The following is a 21303-nucleotide window of genomic DNA, read 5'->3' as shown; positions in this document are numbered from 1 at the left end:
TTCTGTACCCTTCGAATCGGGATCTGGCGGGGAGGAACCGATGAGCTTCGACAGGATCGCTGTTCTCGGGCTGGGCAAGGTTGGGCGGTTGGCGGCAACGCTCCTGCATGAGGGCGGTCTCCAGGTGCTCGGCGTGGATATCCAGGCGCCCACGGAAGATCTGCCATTCGAATGCCGTAGTGGCGATATCTCGGACCCCTCGGTTGTCGGCGAACTCTTGTCCAGCGTGGAGGCAGTGCTTTCCTGCCTGCCCTATCATCTCAACCTCAACCTCGCCCGCGCAGCCCATCTCGCGGGGATCCATTATTTCGACCTTACGGAGGACGTGCCGACCACGAATTCCATCATCGAGCTGTCCAAGACTGCTCGTGGCCTGATGGCGCCGCAATGTGGTCTTGCACCCGGCTTCGTCGGCATTGTCGGATCAAGCCTTGCGGACGGATTCGATAAATGCCGTTCCATTCGCATGCGGGTCGGAGCGCTGCCGCAACATCCGACGGGGCTCCTCGGTTACGCTTTCAATTGGTCGCCGGAAGGCGTGGTCAACGAGTATCTGAACGATTGCGAAGTCATCGAGGGCGGTGTCCGCAAGCTCGTCTCACCGATGGAATGGCATGAGACGATCTATGTCGAGGGCGTGAAGCTCGAGGCATTTACGACGTCAGGGGGGCTTGGAACCATGTGCGACACCATGCTCGGCAAGGTCGAGAACCTTGACTACAAGACGATGCGCTATCCCGGGCATATGGATCTGATGAATTTCTTCTTCCATGAACTCCTGATGCGCGACAGGCGAAAGCTCGCCGGCGAAATCCTCACCAACGCCAAGCCTCCGGTTGACGACGACGTTGTCTATGTCCACGTGGCGGCGGAAGGCACGGTGAACGGCAGTCTGCGCCGCAAGGAGTTTGTACGCGCCTATTATCCGATCGAGATATCAGGCGTCCGCCGGACGGCGATCGCATGGACGACGTCGGCCTCGGTGGTTGCCGTCATCGAGATGGTGCGCGCCGACCTGCTGCCGTCCGCCGGCTTCCTGCATCAGGAGTATATTCCGCTGGAGATGTTCCTTCAGACGCCGACCGGCAGCCTTTTCAAGACCGGCGCAGCAAGCCGCTAAGCGGTGAGGCTGGTCCAATATGCCCCTTCCATGGGAACAGCGGCGAAACGCTCGTTGATCTCGGCGAGGCTGCCCGCCGGATCGACGTCGCCGAACAGGTCAGGCCGTACCCATGATGCGATGGCTTCCGCAGCCAGGACATTCAGCGGAACCGCGTTGAAGAAGTTCCACATGCCGTGCACGTTTCCTTCGCGCACGGCCTTGATTGGCGCAAGGCTTGGTGCCTTGACGGTTTCCCTGAGCGATTGCCGGGCTTCTGCGGGATCGACACCGGGGCCGATGGAGAACACCGTGTAGGTGCCGCCCGGTGAGCCGGTAGCGATATAGACGTCCGGTTCTGCCGCGATGATGTATTCCGCCGTCACCGGCCCGCCCTGTGGAGGCAGGTTCTTGTCCGCGATGTTACGGCCGCCGGCAAGCGTGATGAGTTCGCCAAGGCCGGTCCGACCCACTGCCCAGCTGCCTCGCGTCGGGCTTGGAAAGGCATCCATCAATACCAGTGGCCCCGCTGCGCCCTTTCCGGCCGCGCCCGTCCTGATGCGCTCAACCCGCTTCTCGAAGAACTGAGCGTAGCTTTCCGCCTGCTGGTCGCATTCGAGAACGCGACCGAGCAGGCGCATGTCCCGGGGGGTGCTTTTCAGCGGATCGAGATTGAAATCGACGACGACCACCGGCACGCCGATCGATTCGAGATAGTCGATGGCACGTTGGCCCTGCTCGCCGTCGGCCTGCCACCGGCCCATGATGGCAAGATCGGCCTCCAGGGAGAGTGCGGCTTCGAAGGACATGCCATCCGCCTGCCCATTGCTGACAAGCGGTACGTTGTCGATGGCCGGAAACTTCTTGCGGAAGGCTTCATAGATGAACGAGTTGTCCGTCTTCATGTCGGTCGCCCAGCCGGCCAGCAGGCTGACCGGATCCGGATGGATCAGGGAGAGCGCGAAGAGATTGAAACCGGTACCGAGGATGATCGCCTTGGGTTTCTTCGCGATTGTCACCGTTCGGCCGACAGCATCGGTGACGGTCAGCGGCCAGCGTGTTTCCGCCCTTAGCAGGGTTGGCGTGCAGAGTGTGGCGGACGCCGCAGCAAGAAAGCCGCGTCTGGTGAAGGTGGACGACGTCATTGAACGTTCCTTTGGCTTGGAAGGGCACAAAGCTTGCCGCAGCTCGCTACACCAGGCAGCATGTAGCGCAGGCAGCATATCTTCCGTCGGGCGACGCACTCGCCGCCTTCCTCGACATATCGGACGCTGCCGCAGAGCGGGTTGACGCCGCCGTCGGGCAGGCAGCCGCGGACGAAGACCGGCAGATCGGGGCCTTCTGGCTGCTGCGTCAATCGCAGCACGTAATCCAGATAGACAGCGGCATTGTTCCAGCACAGCTTGGCCGAAATACCGGAGGCGGTGAGCTTCCTGATGGCATCAGGCAGATGCCCTTCCAACAACGGCCCAATGGCTTCAAAACCTTCCCCATCGCCACCCTCGGCGTGCCTGCCCCGGTGCGGGACGCCGAATGCGCGCGGCAACCCGTTCTCCTGTAATGCAATTGTCATTCCGTCGAAGGCAACGGGAAGCTCCTGCGCGGCGAGGCGGCGGGCCAACACATAGGGAATCGATAGGGTGGAGAAGTAGTACAACGACCACATCGAGACGACAGCACGCCTGTCGCTATTGCCGCAGGTCTCGGCGTAGTGATCGATCGCCTGCTTGAACCCGCCGTTGCTGAAGAACAGCGGCAGCGGTACTCCGTCCGGCAGATCGGCGGAAAGAGCCATCTTCTCACTGCACCATGCGTGCTCGCCAGCGAAGGCTGCAGAGAGGATCGAGGCGCTGCCGCCCGGATCAGCCACATGGTGCTGTGCGCTTCCCATCAATTCACCAGGTATGGCGCGGAAAGGAGTCGCGCGAAAAATGGGAAGCTGTTCATCGGTGTATCGGGCGGAGTAGCTCGTTTCAGATTTTATGTGGAGTGTAATAGTCAAGAAAGAGCCCGAAGGAAACCCGCTTCACGAATTAAAGAGAGGCTCTTATGACGAGTAGGCTACTCAGGCCGTGCTTCCGACAGCAGCCAGCGGCGAAAAGCTGCCGCTGCCGGCCGCTCCAGAGCAGGTCCGGGATAGACGAGATGAAACGCGAGGCGGCTCGCGATACCGAGCGGAAAGGGTGTAACCACGGCACCCTCGCTGAGGTCGCGCTCAAGGAACGACCGTCGCATCAGCGCAAATCCTAGTCCGGCCTTCATGGCGTCATAGGCTCCGTTGCCATGCATGAAGACCGGCCCGCGCGACGGATCGACGCCGGTCGCGCCCGCTGCCTGCAGCCAGAGCTGCCAGTCATGGCGATAAACGTCGTGGATCAGCTGGAAGCGGGCAAGGCCGTCCGGAGAAGGATCGTCACCAAGCTCCAGTGCAAGCCTTGGCGTGCAGACCGGTACGAGCTCGTCGTCCACAAGGCGCTCGCTGATCAGGCCGTCATAGCCACCGAGCCCATGACGGATCGCGAGATCGATCCGGTCACGCTGAAAATCGAGCACGCGATGCGACGCGCTGATGCGAACGTCGATTTCGGGATGCATCGCCTCGAAGCGTCCGAGACGCGGTACGAGCCAGTAGGTCGCAAAGCCCGCCGTGCAGGTGATGTTGAGGACGGCGCCGCGTCCCCGCGCCGTGATCGCTGCCGTAGCCTCCCGAACGAGCCGGAATGCCGCCCTGAGCGTCGAAAAGTAGTCTGCGCCCTCCACTGTCAGGGCGAGCGCGCGCGTTTTCCGCTCGAAGAGTTTGACGCCAAGCGATGCCTCCAGATCGCGGATCTGGAGGCTGATGGCTCCCGGCGTCACATTGAGCTCCTTCGCTGCCAATGTCATGCTGAGATGCCGGGCGGCCGCTTCAAAGGCACGCAGCGCCGAAAGGGAGGGAAGGTAATCGCTCATGGTTTAGCTCAGCTATATCATGCAACGAGAAAGACTCGTTTGTCCCAAGATCAGAACGGCAATAATATCAGTACAGAAGCACTCGCAAAAGCTCTCTTGAGCAGGGTAATGGGCAAGGATAATTCAAGGTTCGATGCGTTCGCACCGCGCAACAATCGGGTGGCGGCAGGCTTTGACGGCGTATAGGCCAGTCACAGGCTGACGTAGGGAGAGACTGATGCAGCAGAAACAGATGGGCTTTGCCGAATGGGGGATGTTGCTGGTGCTCTCCCTGTTGTGGGGCGGGTCGTTCCTCTTCAACGGCATTCTGGTGAAGACCCTGCCGCCCTTCACGATCGTCACGGGCCGGGTTCTTATCGCCGCGCTGGCGCTCAATGTCATCGTACGGGCGACCGGCCATGCCATGCCGCGCGACGGCAGATCCTGGGCGGCGTTCTTCGGCATGGGCATCCTCAACAACATGATCCCCTTCTGCCTGATCGTCTGGGGCCAGACGCATATTGCAAGCGGTCTTGCCTCGATCCTGAATGCCACAACGCCGCTCTTTGGCGTCGTCGTCGCCCACTTCCTGACCGCGGATGAGAAGATGACCGGAAACCGCCTGCTCGGCGTTCTCGTCGGCTTTGCGGGCGTCGCCTACATGATCGGCTTCGATGCGCTTCGCGACCTCGGGTCCAACGTACTTGCGCAGCTTGCCGTGCTCGGCGCGGCGGTCTCCTATTCCTTCGCAGGGATATTCGGGCGCCGCTTCCGCCAGATGGGGATGGCGCCCCTCATTCCCGCCGCCGGGCAGGTTACCGCTTCGACTGTGCTGATGCTGCCGATCGCGCTTGTTGTCGATCACCCCTGGACATTGGCCGCCCCGTCACCTGAAGCCTGGATGGCCTTGCTTGGCCTGGCTCTCCTGTCGACAGCGATCGCCTATGTGCTGTTCTTCCGCATCCTGGCAACGGCAGGTGCGACCAACCTCATGCTCGTCACCTTCCTGATCCCGGTCAGCGCCATCCTCCTCGGTGCCGCCATCCTCGGCGAGCAGCTGCAGGCCAAGCATCTGATAGGCATGGCGATGATCGCGATCGGCCTTGCGGCGATCGACGGACGACTGCTTTCCCTCGGCAAAAAGCGGACCGCCTAGCAGGCGAGATCGGCAACGACGGAATCGAGGATCAGCATGCCTGAGGGCGTGCAGCGAAGCCTGGAATTGCCGATCCGCTCGATGAAGCCGTGCTCCAGCAGGAATTCTTCACGCTTCGGGTCGGGATCGCGACCGGAAAGCTGCTGCCAGCGCGCGAGGTCCACGCCTTCCTTGAGGCGCAGCCCCATGAGAAGCAGTTCGTCCGCCTGCTCCTCATAGCCGAGCTGTTCTTGGTCGAGCATGCCGTGCCCGTCGCGCTCGACAAGCTCGAGCCAGCCTTCCGGCCTGCGCTCGGTCGCGGTCGCGATCTTCATGCTGCCGCGCGTCAGCCGTCCGTGAGCGCCTGGGCCGATGCCTGCGTAATCGCCGTAGCGCCAGTAAGTGAGATTGTGCCGGCTCTCGGCGCCCGGGCGCGCGTGGTTGGACACCTCGTAGGCCGGCAGACCCTCGCGGGCCGTGATTTCCTGCGTCGCTTCATAAAGCAGGGCCGATTGATCGCCGTCCGGTACGACAAGCTTGCCAGCCTTGTGGAGACCGTAGAAGGGCGTGCCTTCCTCGATCGTCAGCTGGTAGAGCGAGAGGTGGTCGACTGCGTAGGAGATCGCCTCCTTCAGTTCGCGGTCCCATTCGTCGACTGTCTGGTTCGGGCGGGCATAGATCAGGTCGAAGGACATGCGCGGGAATATCTCGCGCGCGAGCTTGATCGCTTTCAGGGCGTCGGCAACGTCGTGCAGCCGTCCAAGGAACTTCAGATCGCGATCATTGAGCGCCTGGACGCCGAGCGAAACGCGGTTGACACCGGCGGCGCGATAGCCGCGGAAGCGCTCCGCCTCCACGCTTGACGGGTTCGCCTCCATGGTGATCTCGATACCATCGGGCATATGCCAGTGCTTGCCGATGCCGTCGAGAATGGCCGAAACCGTCGAAGGGTTCATCAGCGATGGCGTGCCGCCGCCGAGGAAGACGCTCGTCACCGTCTTCGGTCCGCTCAGTTGGCGCACCGTCGCCATTTCCTTCAGGAAAGCCGCGGTGAAGCGCTCCTGATCGACCGGCTGATGGCGGACATGGCTGTTGAAGTCGCAATAAGGGCACTTGGCGGCACAGAACGGCCAATGCACGTAGACGCCGAAGCCGGGTTCGCCGGTGTCGGGCAGAAGAGCGGCATAGCGCGTCAGGTCAGGCTGTTCCAAAGTGTCCACGTTTGCCCTTAGGCTTCCAGGCAGGTTTCGACGAAAATCTTGAAGGCGCGCGCACGGTGCGACAGGGCTTCCGCGTCGCCCGGCTTCCAGCCGTGCTTTTCTTCCGCGCTCATCTCGCCAAAGGTAGTCTCATAGCCTTCGGGTTGAAAGACCGGATCGTAGCCAAAACCCTGGCTGCCGCGCGGCGGCCAGGCGACAGCGCCTTCGACTTCGCCCCGGAAAAGCTCCGTATGACCATCCGGCCAGGCCAGGCAGAGGACGCTGACGAAGCGCGCCGTGCGCTGTTCCGGCTTCGAAGCGCCGGCCTTATCAAGCGCAGCCTCCACCTTTTCCATCGCCATGGCGAAGTCGCGGGTGCCGTCTGGCTTCTCGGCCCAGTTTGCTGTGTAGACGCCGGGATCGCCGCCGAGCGCATCGATGACGAGGCCGGAATCGTCCGAGAGCGCAGGAAGTCCGGAGGCTTCGGCCGAGGCGAGCGCCTTGATCCTTGCGTTTTCCTCGAAGGTTGTCCCGGTTTCGTCGGGCTCGACGAAGTTCAATTCGGCGGCCGACTTCGCCGTGAAACCGAGCGGGCCGATGAGGTCCTGGATTTCCCGGATCTTGCCGGCGTTGTGGCTGGCTACGACGATGGTCTTGGTTTCGAGCTTGCGCATTGATTGTCCTATTCTATGCCCCAGATCCGTGCTTCGGCGCATTCGAGGCTGTTGCCATCAGGATCGCGGAAATAGATCGATCGGCCGCCTTGCGGCCAGGTGACTTCGGATTCGATTACCACACCGGCTGTCGTCAACCGCGCCGCCATCGCGTCGAGATTGTCAGCAGAGACACGGAAGCAGGCATGGCCCGCACCGGTCGTGCCGTGTGGCGGCACTTGCAGAGAGGTGGACGAAGGCGGCTTGATTGTTTCCTCAGGGTTGAAGATCAGCAGCACGCCGGCGCCACAACGATAGAAGACATGCCGGTTGCCGCTCCGCGAAATCTTCGAGAGGCCGAGGATGCCTTCATAGAAGGCTTCGGCCTTGTCGAGATCATCGGCATAAAGCGCCGTCTCCAGCATGCCTTCCAGCATGTCGTTCATCCCGCGATGGCCTGCTTCTGCATGGCAACCAGTTCAGCGATACCTGCCTTGGCGAGTGCCATCAGCGAGGCGAACTCCTCGTCGGTGAAGGGCGTCCCTTCGGCCGTGCCCTGGATTTCGACAATGCCGCCAGCGCCAGTCATCACGAAGTTCGCGTCGGTCTCGGCCGAGGAATCTTCGATGTAGTCAAGGTCGATCACCGACTGGTTGGCGAAGATGCCGCAGGAAATGGCCGCGACATGATCCTTCAGCACGCGCTCGACCTTGAGCATGTTGCGGCTTTCCATCCACTTCAGGCAGTCGTAGAGAGCGATCCAGGCGCCGGTAATCGAAGCAGTCCGCGTTCCGCCGTCCGCCTGGATGACATCGCAGTCGAGCGTGATCTGGCGCTCGCCGAGTTCCTTGAGGTCGACCACGGCGCGCAGCGACCGGCCGATCAGGCGCTGGATCTCCTGGGTGCGGCCGCCCTGCTTGCCGGATGCGGCTTCGCGCTTCATGCGTTCGCCTGTGGCGCGCGGCAGCATGCCATACTCGGCCGTGACCCAACCCTTGCCGGTGTTGCGCAGCCATGCCGGCGGCTTTTCCTCGACACTGGCGGTGCAGAGCACATGTGTATCGCCGAACTTCACCAGACAGGAGCCTTCCGCGTGCTTGGAGAAATTGCGCTCGAAAGACACCTTGCGCATCTGGTCGGTTTTTCTGCCTGAGGGCCGCATACTATTCTCCTAATCCATCATGCCGAAGGGCGCGAGCAGCCTTCGGATAGATCATGCGTGCTATGGTGTTGAGAGCTTCTACGATTGGCGGCGCTCATTTGCAATTTCCCTTTTGCCGCCGCGGGGAGATTGGCTATATTTTGTCGGATCATCGTCAGCACGGGTACGCAAGGTTTCATGGAGTTCAGATCGACGTCGGTTTCAGATGCAGTGGCTGCGCTGGATGAACGCTCCAAGGAAATCTTTCGCCGCATCGTAGAGGGCTATCTGGAAACGGGTGAACCGCTCGGGTCCCGCAACCTGTCGCGCATCCTGCCGATGTCGCTGTCGCCGGCGTCCGTGCGCAATGTGATGAGCGACCTGGAGGAACTCGGCCTCATCTATTCGCCGCACGTCAGCGCCGGTCGTCTGCCGACGCAGATCGGCCTGCGCTTCTTCGTCGACGCCTTCATGCAGGTCGGCGATCTCTCGGCGGAGGACCGTGCCAGCATCGATCGGCAGGTGCGTGCCGAAAATCGCGACAATCCGATGGAATTGATGATGAACGAAGCCAGCCGCATGCTCTCGGGCATTTCGCGCGGCGCCGGACTTGTCATCACCTCGAAGAGCGATCCCGTACTCAAGCATGTCGAGTTTATCCGCCTCGAACCGACCAAGGCGCTTGCGGTGCTCGTCGGCGACCACGATCAGGTGGAAAACCGCATCATCGAGCTGCCGGCAGGCGTGACCTCGTCGCAGTTGACAGAAGCCGCCAACTTTCTCAACGCCCATATGACCGGGCAGACGCTGCCGGAACTGCGCAATCAGTTGAGCCGCCTGAAGGATGATGTCCGCCGCGAGCTCGACACGCTGTCGCAGGATCTTGTCGAGCGCGGCATCGCCGTATGGTCCGGCAGTGCGGATGAAGGCAAGCCCGCCCAGCTCATCATCCGCGGTCGCGCCAATCTTCTGGAAGGCCTGGCCGGCGCCGAGGACCTTGATCGCCTGCGGATGCTCTTTGATGATCTCGAGAAGAAGGACAGCCTGCTGGAACTTCTCAATCTCGCTGAAACCGGGCCAGGCGTACGCATTTTCATCGGCTCGGAAAACAAGCTTTTCTCGCTCTCCGGATCCTCGCTGATCGTCGCGCCCTACCGTGACGATGATGACCGGATCGTCGGCGCCGTCGGCGTTATCGGCCCGACGCGCCTCAATTACTCGCGTATTGTCCCTATGGTCGACTATACGGCCCAGCTGATGACGCGGTTGTCACGCAGCACGAAGTGAGTTTCGCTGGCGAACGCTACTCGGGCAGTGTCTCGCCTGAACCGCCCATCTCCGCAGGCATGTCCTTGTATTTCGGCAGGCCGTCACGAATACGCAGCACGCTCTCCTGGTAGTTTACATGCAGCGTGGGTGCGTATTTCAGGTCGGACAGAAGGGCTGCATAAACGTCGGTGACGCCCCACGTTGGGTGCTCGGTGTAGAGATGCCCGCCACAGCGCTCGCAGAACTTCCGCACGCTTGTATCGGACTTCTGGTAGGCTTCCACGTGCATTCCGCCCTTGGTGACGTGAACGTCGTGGGGCTGCCAGAGCGTGAAGGCGTTGACGGGCCCCGCCGACCAATGCCGACACGACGCGCAGTGGCAATAGCCCATTGCTACCGGCTCTCCGGTGGCGACGATCTCCACGGCACCGCAGAAGCAGCGTCCGACATAACTTTTCTGATCGTCCATGATGATAGCTCCCTGACCTGGAAAGGTCGAAGCGCGGTGATTTAGGTGCAACTAAAATAAAAGAACTTTCGTATGGTCAAGTCAAGTGACGCTCACGAGAGGTCGTGAACGACGGGCACCCTGGGAGTCATGGTTTTCGGTCACGCAGACTTGATTTTTGCCCGCCAAAGCTCGATATCGGGCACATCCTAAAAGACACCAATTACCGGAGAACGTCATGACTGACGAAACGACGAAGAACGGACCAGACGCAGCCGCGGCCGAAGCCGCAGCGGACGCCGCCGCAAACGTCGAGAACGAAACAGCTGCCAACGAAGCCGTGCCCGATCCCTTGGATCTGTTGAAGGCCGAGAATTCGGAACTGCGCGATCGCTATCTGCGCCTCGCTGCCGACATGGATAATCTCCGCCGCCGCACCGAGCGCGAGGTCAAGGATGCCAAGTCCTATTCTGTCGCCGGCTTCGCGCGCGACATGCTGGCCGTTTCGGACAACCTGCGCCGCGCCATCGATGCGATCCCAGAGGAAGCGAAGGCTTCCGCGGATGCCGGTCTGACGACGCTGATCGAAGGCGTGGAGATGACCGAGCGTTCGATGTTGTCGGCGCTCGAGCGCCACGGCGTCCGCAAGCTGGAACCGGTCGGCCAGAAATTTGATCCGAACTTCCACCAGGCCATGTTCGAGGTGCCAAACCCCGACGTGCCGAACAACACCGTGGTTCAGGTGGTCCAGGCTGGCTACACGATTGGCGAACGCGTTCTGCGCCCGGCCATGGTCGGCGTCGCCAAGGGCGGTCCGAAGCTCGTCGAACCCGAAACCAATTCGGTTTTTGACCAGAAGGACGCCTGATCCGATCGGCCCGCTTCCGCGGGCCTGATCGCTCAGGAGCGCCCTTAAGGCATCAGATGCGGGCGAAGCGCTCGATCAGCAGATCGAAGAAGCCGTCCGCATCGACATCGCGCATGACCTGAGCATTGCGTTTGCGGTCGGTCACGTGCCACCAGTCGACCACGGTCATGCCAACGGTCAGTTCCGACTTTACCTCGATCTCGACATTGCAGGTCCGGCCTTTGAAAAGCTCAGGCTTCAAGAGATAGGCGACAACCGTCGGATCGTGCAGCGGACCACCGTCAGAACCGTACTTCTCGACATCGAAGCGCTCGAAGAACTCCAGCATCTCGACCATGGCGATCGCCGGGCGCGTACCGAGATCGGCCATGCGCTTGACACGGTCCTTGCGGGTCAGGAGCTTGTGCGTGACATCAAGCGGCATCATGACGATGGGAATCCCCGAGCGGAAAACGATATCGGCTGCTTCGGGGTCCACGTAGATATTGAACTCGGCGGCCGGCGTAATATTGCCGCCCTCGAAGAAGCCGCCTCCCATCATGACCAGCTCACGGACACGAGGAATGATGTCGGGTGCCTTCTGGAAGGCCATGCCGATGTTGGTCAGCGGGCCGAGCGTGCAGAGCGTGACCGTGCCTTCAGGCTGGCTGCGGAGCGTTTCGATGATGAAGTCCACGGAATGCTGCGCTTGTAGCGGCATCGTGGGCTCGTCGAGCACAGGGCCGTCGAGCCCTGTTTTGCCGTGGACGTGCTCGGCGGTGACCAGCTTGCGCGCGATCGGCTTGTCGGCACCCGCAAAAACCTTGATATCGGTACGCTCACAGAGCTCGCAGACGATGCGCGCGTTGCGGCTCGTATAGGACAGGGGCACATTGCCGGCAACCGTGGTGATTCCCAGCACCTCGAGCTCTTCCGGGCTGCCAAAGGCCAGCATGATGGCCGCCGCGTCGTCCTGACCGGGGTCGGTGTCGATGATGATTTTTCTAGGGTCTGCCATTCCGATCGTTCCATCCTCGTGGTGCGCGACTTCTTGGCATGCACCGTTTGTTTATTTTCCCGTCGCAAATCGGCACAGCCGGACCGGGCAGGTTTTGATGCGAGGCGGCGCCTGCTTTGTCAAGTCACGGCCTGTCTGCCCGCACGGGGAGCGACTGTGGATAGCGCCTTGCGCCCGCCGCCAGCAATTCCCATATTAGCGGCATCCGGATGCTGTCTTTCAGGTCCGGCAAGGTCGCTTGAATCAAGGACTTGAAGACTATGAGCCGCATCACGCCTTTCGCGAGCCCCTTACTCTTGGGCTTTGACGCCATGGAAAAGACGCTGGAGCGCCTGTCCAAGGCCAGCGACGGATATCCCCCCTACAATATCGAGCGTCTCGCCGCCGATCGCGCCTCTGGTGATCCCGAAAGACTGCGGATAACCCTTGCCGTGGCCGGGTTCAGCGAGGAAGAGCTGGACGTATCCGTCGAGGAAAACCAGCTTTCGATCCGTGGGCGTCAGGTCGATCAGGGCGAACGGGACTATCTCTACCGCGGCATTGCCGCCCGTCAGTTCCAGCGCACTTTTGTTTTGGCCGATGGAATGCAGGTTTTGGGCGCTTGCCTGAAAAATGGATTGCTGTCGGTCGATCTCATCCGCCCGGAGCCGAGCCGTATGGTGAAGAAAATTAACATTTCGGTCTCACAGTAGGACAACGGCGCAAGTTGAGCCGTTGGTCCCTTCTCTTGGAGGTACAGGAATGTTGATGAAAGAAGCCAATTCGCACCTGACCAAAACCGAACTTGCCGGCATCGGCAACGGCGAGGTCGCCTACATCCGCAAAATGCGCAACGAAGAAGTTGCCAAGTGCTTCCCGGAAGCGCCGGACATCGATCCGAGCGTTGACCTGTGGGCACTATTTGGCGCTGATGGAACGCCGATCCTGTTGACGGATAACCGCTCCAGCACCTTCTTCAAGGCTGCTGAGGATGAGCTGAAAACGGTGAGCCTGCACTAGGCAGGCTCAGATCCGCTTGAATGTAAGATATGCGGAGGATCTGCCTTCGCGCCTTGCCTTGGCCTCGTAGCGTGTGCTCGGCCAGCCTTCGTATGGCGTCAGCCAGTCGGCGGCATTTTGTGCCAGCCACTCGAAGCCACCGTGATCACGGCACTTGAGCAGCGTCCAGTTGACATAGGTATCGATGTCGGACGCGAAGCAGAACAACCCACCCGGCTTCAGTACGCGGTGAAAGCGATCCAGATTGGTCTTCGACACGAAGCGGCGTTTCCAATGCTTCCGTTTCGGCCATGGGTCCGGGTAGAGCAGGTCGATCTGGTCGATCGAGGCATCAGGCAGCCAATCCAGCAATTGCGTCGCATCGTCGTTATAGACGCGCACGTTCTTGGCACCGGCGTTATCGACGCTGGTCAGCAGCTTCTGCATGGAATTGATGAAGGGCTCGACGCCGATAAAGCCGGTGGCCGGCATTTCCACGGCGCGATGGATGAGGTGCTCGCCGCCGCCGAAACCGATTTCCAGGCGCAGCTTGTCCGTCGTAACCGGAAAGAGGGTCTTCAGCGGCTCGGGAGGAGCCGCTGAAAGATCGATGAGGAACGCCGGAAGCAGGGTGTTCAGTCGCTCGGCTTGATGTTCGCGCAGAGCCTTTCCCTTGCGGCGACCGAAGAAGGCTTCGGTCGCCCGTCCGCGACGTTCCATGTCGGTCATGCTGCTTCCTTGACCTTGACGGCTTCCTTGAGCGCCTTGACGAGGTCGGTGCGCTCCCAGGAGAACGAGCCGTCGCGGCCGGCCTTGCGGCCGAAGTGGCCGTAGGCGGAGGTCTTTGCGTAGATCGGCTTGTTGAGGTCGAGGTGACGGCGGATGCCGGTCGGCGACAGGTCCATGTTCTTGCGGATCGCGGCCTCGACCTGGTCTTCCGTCACGCCCTTGCCGGTGCCGTGCAGGTCGACATAGATCGACAGCGGCTGTGCGACGCCGATGGCATAGGAGAGCTGGATCGTGCAACGGTCGGAGAGGCCAGCAGCAACGACGTTCTTCGCGAGGTAGCGGGCAGCGTAGGCGGCCGAACGGTCAACCTTGGTCGTGTCCTTGCCGGAGAACGCACCGCCACCGTGCGGAGCAGCGCCGCCGTAGGTGTCGACGATGATCTTGCGGCCGGTGAGGCCAGCGTCACCATCCGGACCACCGATGACGAACTTGCCGGTCGGGTTGATGTACCACTTGCAATCGCTGGCGATCGGCAGGTCGCCGAGGGCTTCGCGGATGTAAGGTTCGACGACGGCGCGAACTTTCTTTGAATCCCAGCTCTCGTCGAGATGCTGTGTGGACAGAACGATCGACGTGACTTCGGCCGGCTTGCCGTTGACGTAGCGCACGGTCACCTGGCTCTTTGCATCCGGGCCGAGCTTTGCGACTTCGCCATCGCCCTTCTTGCGGGCAGCAGCAAGCAGCTGCAGGATCTTGTGGGAGTAGTAGATCGGCGCCGGCATGAGATCAGGCGTTTCCTTGCAGGCGTAACCGAACATGATGCCCTGGTCGCCGGCACCTTCGTCGCCCTGCTGGTCGGCAGCATTGTCGACACCCTGGGCGATATCTGCGGACTGTGAGTGCAGGAGCACGTCGATCTTCGCCGTCTTCCAGTGGAAGCCGTCCTGTTCGTAGCCGATGTCCTTGATGGCGCGGCGGGCGGCAGCCTTGAACTTCGACGGGTTGATGACGTCGTTGCCGTCCTTGTCCTTCTTCATCAGGCTCGGCGGCAGGCGAACTTCGCCGGCGATCACAACACGGTTGGTGGTCGCCAGTGTTTCGCAGGCAATGCGCACGCCCCAGGGGTTGACGCCGGTCTTGGCCGCTTCGCGGTAGACCAGATCCACGATCTCGTCGGAGATACGGTCACACACCTTGTCCGGGTGACCTTCGGCAACTGACTCGCTGGTGAAGAGATAATTGGCGCGCATTTCGGGATTCCCCTCAAAGAATAAAACCTGCGTAGTAGGTACTCAGTTCGCGCGGGAAAAACAAGCGTAGAAGGACATAAATATATCTTTATATCTGCGGCAAAGTGGCAAATTATGCCCAAAAAACGCCAAAAAGCGGCCTTTGCGACCGCTTTCGTTTTAGCTGCAAGTTTTCAAGGGCTATTATTCGGTGTCGGCTTCGGCAGCCAGCGCCTTCACCAGTTCGACCACCTTTCGGCGAACCTTGGGGTCGGTGATCTTCACAAAGGCACGGTTGAGCTGAAGTCCTTCCGAGGACGAGAGGAAGTCGACCACGTAGTTGGAACTGGAGGTTTCCGCCATGCCCGACAGCCCGGATGGCTGCTCGCCGGGCGCATCTTCAAAGAAGAAGGAAACCGGAACGTTCAGAATGCTGGAGATGTTCTGGAGACGGCTGGCACCGACGCGGTTGGTGCCTTTTTCGTATTTCTGTATCTGCTGGAAGGTGATGCCGAGACTTTCGCCCAACTTTTCCTGGCTCATTCCAAGCATCGTTCTGCGAAGACGGATGCGACTGCCAACGTGGATGTCGATCGGGTTCGGCCGTTTCTTGTTTTCAATCATGGTCCTGCCCTAACAATTATTTTCAACCTTGTTCAAACCGGCATGCCCAAACCCATCCCCAAAACGTCACGTTGCAAAGTCTTTATTAGCCACCTTGAAACATACGCTAAGAACGCCGATCGCAACCACTATGCAATTTTAGGGGTTTTCGGTCAATTCTGCTTGAAAACAAAACCAAAGCGCGAAACAAGCGCAATTGCAAACAGAAGTAATTCGATCAACCAGAAGTAAGTTTGCCGCGGGTGTGCGGGATCGCGCGACACGCCGAAGCTCTCGATGGTTGCGTCGACAAAGCCCGTTTCGTTGAGACCGAGGCCGGCAATGACCTCGCCGTGGGCGTTCACGATCGCCGAAATGCCGCTGTTGCCGTCACGAATCAGCGGCAGCCCGGTCTCCACGGCACGCAGCCTGGCCTGCTGGAAGTGCTGATATGGCCCCGGCGTTGCGCCGAACCAGGCGTCGTTCGTGATGTTGAGGATGGCGTTGGCGGCAGCGAGGTCGCCTGTCATCTCGTCGGGGAAGATGATCTCGTAGCAGACGAGGGGATAGAGCTTCGTTCCACCGGGCAATGTCAGCAACTGGCGAGTGGCGGCCGGCGAAAAGCCGCCGGGCATCTCGACCACATTTTGGATGCCGAAGTCGTCCAGTATGCTCTCGAACGGCACGTACTCGCCGAACGGTACCAGGTGTACCTTGTCGGCGGCTCCTACGATCTGGCCCCGGCCATCGATGACGTAGATTGAGTTGTAGTAGCGCGGCGGGTTGCCAGGTCCCATGTCCTCCACACGAACAGCACCGGCAATCAGGATCTGGTTGTCATCCAGCGTGTCCGCGATCCGCGCAAGCGCATCCTGGTTGTCGGTCAGGATGAAGGGAATGGCTGTCTCGGGCCAGACGATGATATCCGGTTTACGCCCGCCGTCCTTCGGCGGTTCGACGGAAAGCTTGAGGTGCTTCTCGAAGATCGCGGCGCGATCGCCGTCGGTGTCCATTTTCGCTGTCTGCTCGATCATCGGCTGGACGAGGCGGATGACTGGGCTTGGGGTATTGGAGGCAGGAGCCCCCTGCGGGCCATAGAGGGTATAAGCACCATAGCCCACATGCGAGGCAAAGAGGAGGGCAGCCAGGGCGAGGCCGGGTTTTGCGCCCTGCCGGGTGCCAAGAAGTGCAGGCGCGGCAAAGATGAAGACCGAAAGGGCGGTGATGCCCATGATGCCGATGACATGCGCCGATTGCATCATCAGGGGTACGGGTGTCATCCCGTAGCCGACAGCGTTCCAGGGAAAGCCTGTAAAGAGAACGCTCCGCAGCCACTCCAGCAATCCGAAGCTTGCCGCGAGCGCTGCAATCCGTCCCATGCCATCGGACCAGAGCGTCCGCGCCAGAGCGGCGGCAACGCCGTAGAAAATAGCCAGAACCGCAGGCAGTCCGAAGATCGCCAGCGGCAGTGCCCATGCAAAGGCCTCCGCATCGACCATCAGGGCACTCCCGAGCCACCATAGACCGGCGACGAAGTAGCCGAAGCCGAAGAGCCAGCCTGTGGCAAAGGATGGCCACAGCCGCCCGATAAGGCCGCTTTCAGGAGCGGCGGCGGCACCATCGATCAGCCAGACGAGCAGCGTGAACGACACGAACATGGCGGCGAAGAAGCCGAATGGCGGCAAGGCCAGCACGCCGATCGCCCCGGCAAGGATGGCAAGCACTGCCCTCTTGAAACCCCAGGCCAGGATCACCCTGTCCGCAAGCCGCTCCATGCGCACTCCCATCAAGCTGCGAATCAACCCGTCCGCAGTCTTTCAAAAAAGCCGCCGTTTGTCGTGCTTCGCAGCGATCAGTTTGTCGTGGGGGCTTCGGTTTGCCGCTCTTCGCCGTGATCAGAACCGGGCGTGCCATCGCCGTCGATCTTGACGCGGCGACGAATGGCCTGGCGCTTGCGGGTAATCCTCACACGCTTGATGCGGCGAGGATCGGCATCGAGAATGTGGAACTCGAAACCGGGCAGGGCCTGGACCAGCTCACCGCGCACGGGAATGCGCCCGAGTTCGGAGAAAATCAGGCCGCCCAGCGTATCGACTTCGTCGACCTGCTCGCTGATGTCGAAATCCGGTCCGATTGCTTCGGCGATCTCCTCGAGTTCAACGCGGGCATCGGCGACGAATACGTCTTCGGAAATGCGCTTGAACATGACTTCTTCATCGTCGTGCTCGTCGTCGATGTCGCCGACAACCATCTCGACGATGTCTTCGTGAGATGCCAGTCCATCCGTGCCGCCGTACTCGTCGATGACAAGCGCCATCTGTGTGCGGTTCACTTGCATCCGGCGGAGGAGATCCGAGGCAAGCATTGATGGCGGCACGAAGAGGATCTTGCGGATGATACCCGCCTCAGACAGCGTCTTTTGCAGGTCAACGCGGCTGAGGTCGAAATTGGGCTTGGCCGAACGCGTCGGCTTCTGCAGATGCTCTGGCGAAACCTCGACCAATGGCTCGGTCGGCTTGAGCGACTTTGTGCTGCCGCGGCGCTTGTTGCGCGCCTGCTTGGCAACATAGGACAGCAGATCACGGATATGCACCATGCCACGCGGATCATCGAGCGTATCCGCATAGACCGGCATCCGCGAGCGACCGGATTCCTCGAACAGGATCATCAGTTCGCCGATGGTGATGTTCTGATCGACTGCCTCAATATCGGCGCGCGGCACCATGACATCGGCAACGCGTACTTCGCGGAAGCGAAGGATGTTGTGCAACATCGCCCGTTCGTCGGGCGAAAAGACGTCGCCGTCGGCCGCGTCGGTCATCAACGCATCGGCGATGTCCTCACGAAGGCGGGAACCTTGCTGTGGTCTCAGGATACGCGCTGCGCGCGACCAGAAGGATTGGGATCGTCCGGACTGCCTACTACTACTGCCACCCTCGTCGGAGGAGGAGGATTGGTCGGCGTCCTTGGCCTCTGCGGCCGGTCTCGTCGTAAAGTCGCTCATGGTTCCATTTTAAGGTCTTGACCCTCGTAAGGGTCAGATAGGCCGAGTACCGCCAAAATGCGAGTCTCGAGCCCCTCCATTATCTCGGCTTCAGCATCATTATTATGATCGTAACCGAAGAGATGCAAGAAACCATGTACCATCAGATGCGTCAGATGGTCATCAAAGTTCTTCTCGAGCTCAATTGCTTCCCGCTCGACTGTCTCTCTCGCGATGATGATGTCGCCCAACATTGGCCCCGGCACCTTTCCTGGCTTTACCGGGAAGGCGGGAAACGAAAGCACGTTGGTGGGCTTGTCCTTGCCGCGCCATTCCGCATTGATGTCCTGGATCGAGGCATCGTCGGTAAAGACCAGCGAGACTTCGGGTATCATCTTGGGAAAGGGCTGCTTCTCGCTCTCGCGAAGATAGGCTGCCGCCGCTTCGAGTACGCGATCCGCCAATGCATGCAACGCCTCTTCGGAGGGCCAGTTGCCCTCCTCGATGCTGATCTGGATATCGAGTTCCGCCATTAACCCTGCCGGTTATCCTCTTCGGTATCCGTTGCATAGGTGGAATCGTAGGCCCTGACAATGCGCCCGACGAGCGGATGGCGCACAACGTCCGTATCCTTGAAGCGGACAATCGAGATGCCCTCGACGCCGTTCAGCAATTGCAGAGCCTCCACGAGACCGGACTTGACGCCCCGTGGCAAGTCGATCTGGCTCGGGTCCCCGGTCACGATCATCCGCGAATTCTCGCCGAGACGCGTCAGGAACATCTTCATCTGCATCGAGGTGGTGTTCTGCGCTTCGTCGAGGATGACGGCGGCGTTGGCGAGCGTGCGGCCGCGCATGAAGGCCAGCGGCGCGATCTCGATGACGCCGGCGGTGATGGCGCGGTCGACCTTGTCGGCCGGCATCATGTCGTAGAGTGCGTCATAGAGTGGGCGGAGATAAGGATCGACCTTTTCCTTCATGTCGCCCGGCAGGAAGCCGAGACGCTCACCGGCTTCGACGGCCGGCCGCGAAAGAATGATCTTCTCGACGACGCCGCGTTCCAGAAGCTGGGCGGCATGGGCGACGGCGAGATAGGTCTTGCCGGTACCGGCCGGACCACAGCCGAACACGAGCTCAGCGCGCTCCAGTGCCCGCAGATAGGCATCCTGGGTCGGCGTGCGTGCAACGATGGTTTTCTTGCGCGTGGACACCTGGGCCATGGTCAGCTTGGCCTTCTTCTCCATCGTCGGCAGGCTCAGTTGATCGTCGGCGGCGACCGCCATGCGGATCGCGCCTTCAACGTCGGATCGCTCCACGCTGCCGCCTTTCTGGAGTTTCTCATAGAGGTAATCGAGCGTACGCCGCGCTTGGTTGGTGGCGACGATATCTCCTGAAATAACGACGGAATTGCCCCGCGCTCGAGCGTCGATGTGTAGACGTTCTTCAAGGAGCTTGAGGTTCTGGTCAAACTGACCGAACAATTCGCTGGCGAACCGATTGTTCTCGAACGTCAGAATAAAGTGATTGGCGTCGCTCGCAATGCGTGGGTGGCGCGGTGAAGAAGAAACCAATTCTTGTCCGTTCAAGCGGTCAGGCTCCTTGGGTTAGGACCTCAGCCTTTGCAATCTCGGCAAACAGGCTGTTGGTTCCGGTTCCGGTGATTCGCACATTAATAATGTCACCGATTTGCGATGCCTTTGCATCAACATTCACAGACTGAAGCCAGGGAGAACGCCCGATAAGTTGTTGAGACATGCGACCGGGCTTTTCAAGCAACAGTTCGATGGTTTTCCCGACACAGGATTCGGCAAATTCCTGCTGCTGCCTCAAGAGAAGCGCCTGCAGGCGTTCCAGCCGTTCTGCCTTGATCTCTTCCGGCACCTGGTCCTTCAGTTCCGCACCGGGCGTGCCCGGCCGTGTCGAGTACTTGAAGGAGAAAGCCTGCGCATAGCGCACTTCCTCCACCAGACGCAGTGTATCTTCAAAATCCTGGTCTGTCTCCCCTGGAAAGCCGACAATGAAGTCGCCGGACAGGGCGATGTCGGGACGGGCAGCACGGATGCGCTCGATCAGGGTCAGATATTCGGCGGCCGTATGGCGCCGGTTCATTGCCTTCAGGATGCGGTCGGAACCAGCCTGCACCGGAAGATGGAGGTAAGGCATCAGCGCGCGTAGGTCCCGATGCGCCTCGATCAGGCGGTCGTCCATGTCGCGCGGATGGCTGGTGGTGTAGCGCAGACGCGCAAGCCCGGGGATTTCTGCCAGCCGATAGAGCAGGTCGCCGAGGGTCCATTCCTGGCCATTCGGGCCGACACCGTGCCAGGCGTTGACGTTCTGGCCGAGCAGCGTGATTTCGCGCACGCCGCCTTCGACCAACTTCTGCGCTTCCTCGACGATCTGGCTGACAGGCCGCGACACTTCCGAGCCGCGCGTGTAGGGCACGACACAGAAGGTGCAGAACTTGTCGCAGCCTTCCTGCACGGTGAGGAACGAGGTTACGCCGCGCGAGCGGATTTTCTTGGCTTCGGCGATCGGCAGATGCTCGAACTTGTCTTCGAGCGCATATTCCGTGTCGACGATCCGCTGTCCTTCCTTCGCCTTGCGCAGGGCCTCCGGCAGTCGATGATAGGTCTGCGGCCCGATGACGACGTCCACGGCTGGTGCCCGGCGCAGGATTTCCTCGCCTTCCGCCTGTGCCACGCAGCCGGCGACGCCGATCATGAATTCTCGGCCTTCCTTGTTGCGCTCCTTCTTCATATCGCGCAAACGTCCGAGCGCCGAGTAGACCTTCTCGGCGGCCTTTTCACGGATATGACAGGTATTCAGCAGAACCAGGTCGGCCTCTTCCATGACGTCAGTCGGCTCGTATCCGTCACGGGCGAGGGCGTCGCTCATGCGGGTCGAGTCATAAACGTTCATCTGACAGCCATAGGTCTTGATAAATACCTTGCGGCTGTTGCTGCCATCGCGGAGATCGGTCTCCGGGGCCTGAAGAAGGGCGCTGTCCTGGGTCATGGCCGGCTATTTAGTGGTTTTTGCTGCGCG

23 protein-coding genes are annotated in these 21303 nt (G+C 60.7%); 6 read left to right on the top strand and 17 right to left on the bottom strand.

Translation table 11 applies throughout. The annotated features are described in order from the left end of the window. Positions 1-40: 40 nt before the first annotated feature. Positions 41-1120: a saccharopine dehydrogenase family protein gene (locus tag JNB88_RS01470; RefSeq protein ID WP_220353998.1), complete on the top strand. Its 1080-nt coding sequence runs from the start codon at positions 41-43 to the stop codon at positions 1118-1120. On the opposite strand, the gene JNB88_RS01465 is transcribed toward JNB88_RS01470, so the two are convergent. The 3 genes from JNB88_RS01465 to gcvA form a co-directional block, all read right to left on the bottom strand. Next, positions 1117-2244 (bottom strand): ABC transporter substrate-binding protein, encoded by a 1128-nt coding sequence (locus tag JNB88_RS01465; protein ID WP_220353997.1) that lies wholly within the window; start codon positions 2242-2244, stop codon positions 1117-1119. The two genes, JNB88_RS01470 and JNB88_RS01465, sit on opposite strands and share 4 nt — an antisense overlap. Continuing rightward, complete coding sequence (fhuF, locus tag JNB88_RS01460) at positions 2241-2990, bottom strand: siderophore-iron reductase FhuF (protein WP_220353996.1); 750 nt, start codon at positions 2988-2990, stop codon at positions 2241-2243. Before fhuF ends, JNB88_RS01465 begins: the two co-directional genes overlap by 4 nt. A gap of 170 nt (positions 2991-3160) precedes the next feature. Continuing rightward, the gene (gcvA, locus tag JNB88_RS01455; RefSeq protein WP_220353995.1) at positions 3161-4048 is read right to left on the bottom strand and encodes a transcriptional regulator GcvA; all 888 of its coding nucleotides are present in this window, start codon (positions 4046-4048) and stop codon (positions 3161-3163) included. Between the two features lie 217 nt (positions 4049-4265). Here gcvA and JNB88_RS01450 point away from each other — a divergent pair, with 217 nt between their 5' ends. Next, positions 4266-5183 (top strand): DMT family transporter, encoded by a 918-nt coding sequence (locus tag JNB88_RS01450; RefSeq protein WP_220353994.1) that lies wholly within the window; start codon positions 4266-4268, stop codon positions 5181-5183. On the opposite strand, the gene hemW is transcribed toward JNB88_RS01450, so the two are convergent. The 4 genes from hemW to rph are packed head-to-tail and all read right to left on the bottom strand — an operon-like array spanning position 5180 to position 8176. Continuing rightward, positions 5180-6382: a radical SAM family heme chaperone HemW gene (hemW, locus tag JNB88_RS01445; RefSeq protein ID WP_220353993.1), complete on the bottom strand. Its 1203-nt coding sequence runs from the start codon at positions 6380-6382 to the stop codon at positions 5180-5182. The two genes, JNB88_RS01450 and hemW, sit on opposite strands and share 4 nt — an antisense overlap. A gap of 8 nt (positions 6383-6390) precedes the next feature. Next, a complete protein-coding gene (gene rdgB, locus JNB88_RS01440) occupies positions 6391-7035 on the bottom strand; it encodes an RdgB/HAM1 family non-canonical purine NTP pyrophosphatase (RefSeq protein WP_037130522.1) in 645 nt (214 codons plus the stop codon). A gap of 8 nt (positions 7036-7043) precedes the next feature. Next, positions 7044-7460, bottom strand: a complete 417-nt coding sequence (locus JNB88_RS01435) for a VOC family protein (RefSeq protein WP_220353992.1) — start codon at positions 7458-7460, stop codon at positions 7044-7046. Further along, positions 7457-8176 carry a ribonuclease PH gene (gene rph / locus JNB88_RS01430; protein WP_037130517.1) on the bottom strand — a complete coding sequence of 240 codons (720 nt, stop codon included), beginning with the start codon at positions 8174-8176 and terminating at the stop codon, positions 7457-7459. Before rph ends, JNB88_RS01435 begins: the two co-directional genes overlap by 4 nt. A gap of 177 nt (positions 8177-8353) precedes the next feature. Between rph and hrcA the strand changes: the two genes are divergently transcribed. Then, positions 8354-9442, top strand: a complete 1089-nt coding sequence (hrcA, locus tag JNB88_RS01425; RefSeq protein ID WP_220353991.1) for a heat-inducible transcriptional repressor HrcA — start codon at positions 8354-8356, stop codon at positions 9440-9442. A gap of 16 nt (positions 9443-9458) precedes the next feature. On the opposite strand, the gene JNB88_RS01420 is transcribed toward hrcA, so the two are convergent. Further along, complete coding sequence (locus JNB88_RS01420; RefSeq protein WP_037130515.1) at positions 9459-9893, bottom strand: GFA family protein; 435 nt, start codon at positions 9891-9893, stop codon at positions 9459-9461. A 217-nt stretch (positions 9894-10110) separates the two neighbouring features. Here JNB88_RS01420 and grpE point away from each other — a divergent pair, with 217 nt between their 5' ends. Next, positions 10111-10740, top strand: coding sequence for a nucleotide exchange factor GrpE (gene grpE / locus JNB88_RS01415; protein ID WP_220353990.1), 630 nt, complete (start codon positions 10111-10113; stop codon positions 10738-10740). A 52-nt stretch (positions 10741-10792) separates the two neighbouring features. Here grpE and JNB88_RS01410 read toward each other — a convergent pair whose 3' ends face one another. After that, positions 10793-11737 (bottom strand): nucleoside hydrolase, encoded by a 945-nt coding sequence (locus JNB88_RS01410; RefSeq protein ID WP_220353989.1) that lies wholly within the window; start codon positions 11735-11737, stop codon positions 10793-10795. 260 nt (positions 11738-11997) lie between these two features. Here JNB88_RS01410 and JNB88_RS01405 point away from each other — a divergent pair, with 260 nt between their 5' ends. Beyond that, positions 11998-12429, top strand: a complete 432-nt coding sequence (locus JNB88_RS01405) for an Hsp20 family protein (RefSeq protein ID WP_220353988.1) — start codon at positions 11998-12000, stop codon at positions 12427-12429. A 49-nt stretch (positions 12430-12478) separates the two neighbouring features. Next, positions 12479-12736, top strand: a complete 258-nt coding sequence (locus tag JNB88_RS01400; RefSeq protein ID WP_007799651.1) for a BQ00720 family protein — start codon at positions 12479-12481, stop codon at positions 12734-12736. A gap of 6 nt (positions 12737-12742) precedes the next feature. Here JNB88_RS01400 and trmB read toward each other — a convergent pair whose 3' ends face one another. The 8 genes from trmB to miaB form a co-directional block, all read right to left on the bottom strand. Continuing rightward, positions 12743-13444 carry a tRNA (guanosine(46)-N7)-methyltransferase TrmB gene (gene trmB / locus JNB88_RS01395; protein ID WP_220353987.1) on the bottom strand — a complete coding sequence of 234 codons (702 nt, stop codon included), beginning with the start codon at positions 13442-13444 and terminating at the stop codon, positions 12743-12745. Further along, a complete protein-coding gene (gene metK, locus JNB88_RS01390; RefSeq protein ID WP_220353986.1) occupies positions 13441-14694 on the bottom strand; it encodes a methionine adenosyltransferase in 1254 nt (417 codons plus the stop codon). Before metK ends, trmB begins: the two co-directional genes overlap by 4 nt. A 183-nt stretch (positions 14695-14877) precedes the next feature. Then, positions 14878-15297, bottom strand: a complete 420-nt coding sequence (locus tag JNB88_RS01385) for a helix-turn-helix domain-containing protein (RefSeq protein ID WP_220353985.1) — start codon at positions 15295-15297, stop codon at positions 14878-14880. A gap of 152 nt (positions 15298-15449) precedes the next feature. Next, positions 15450-17051, bottom strand: coding sequence for an apolipoprotein N-acyltransferase (gene lnt / locus JNB88_RS01380; RefSeq protein ID WP_220353984.1), 1602 nt, complete (start codon positions 17049-17051; stop codon positions 15450-15452). 77 nt (positions 17052-17128) lie between these two features. Further along, positions 17129-18280 carry a hemolysin family protein gene (locus JNB88_RS01375; RefSeq protein ID WP_037130496.1) on the bottom strand — a complete coding sequence of 384 codons (1152 nt, stop codon included), beginning with the start codon at positions 18278-18280 and terminating at the stop codon, positions 17129-17131. After that, positions 18277-18792 carry an rRNA maturation RNase YbeY gene (gene ybeY, locus JNB88_RS01370; protein WP_037130494.1) on the bottom strand — a complete coding sequence of 172 codons (516 nt, stop codon included), beginning with the start codon at positions 18790-18792 and terminating at the stop codon, positions 18277-18279. Before ybeY ends, JNB88_RS01375 begins: the two co-directional genes overlap by 4 nt. Further along, positions 18792-19844 carry a PhoH family protein gene (locus JNB88_RS01365; RefSeq protein ID WP_220353983.1) on the bottom strand — a complete coding sequence of 351 codons (1053 nt, stop codon included), beginning with the start codon at positions 19842-19844 and terminating at the stop codon, positions 18792-18794. The genes ybeY and JNB88_RS01365 overlap by 1 nt, the downstream gene beginning before the upstream one ends. Before the next feature lie 4 nt (positions 19845-19848). Further along, positions 19849-21273: a tRNA (N6-isopentenyl adenosine(37)-C2)-methylthiotransferase MiaB gene (gene miaB / locus JNB88_RS01360; protein WP_220353982.1), complete on the bottom strand. Its 1425-nt coding sequence runs from the start codon at positions 21271-21273 to the stop codon at positions 19849-19851. Positions 21274-21303 lie beyond the last annotated feature (30 nt).

The sequence above is a fragment of the Rhizobium cauense genome, assembly GCF_019511525.1.
In the GTDB taxonomy this organism is placed as follows: Bacteria; Pseudomonadota; Alphaproteobacteria; order Rhizobiales; family Rhizobiaceae; genus Rhizobium; species Rhizobium cauense.
Note: the sequence above shows the minus strand (reverse complement) of the source record. Positions and strands in the feature narration are given on the sequence as shown.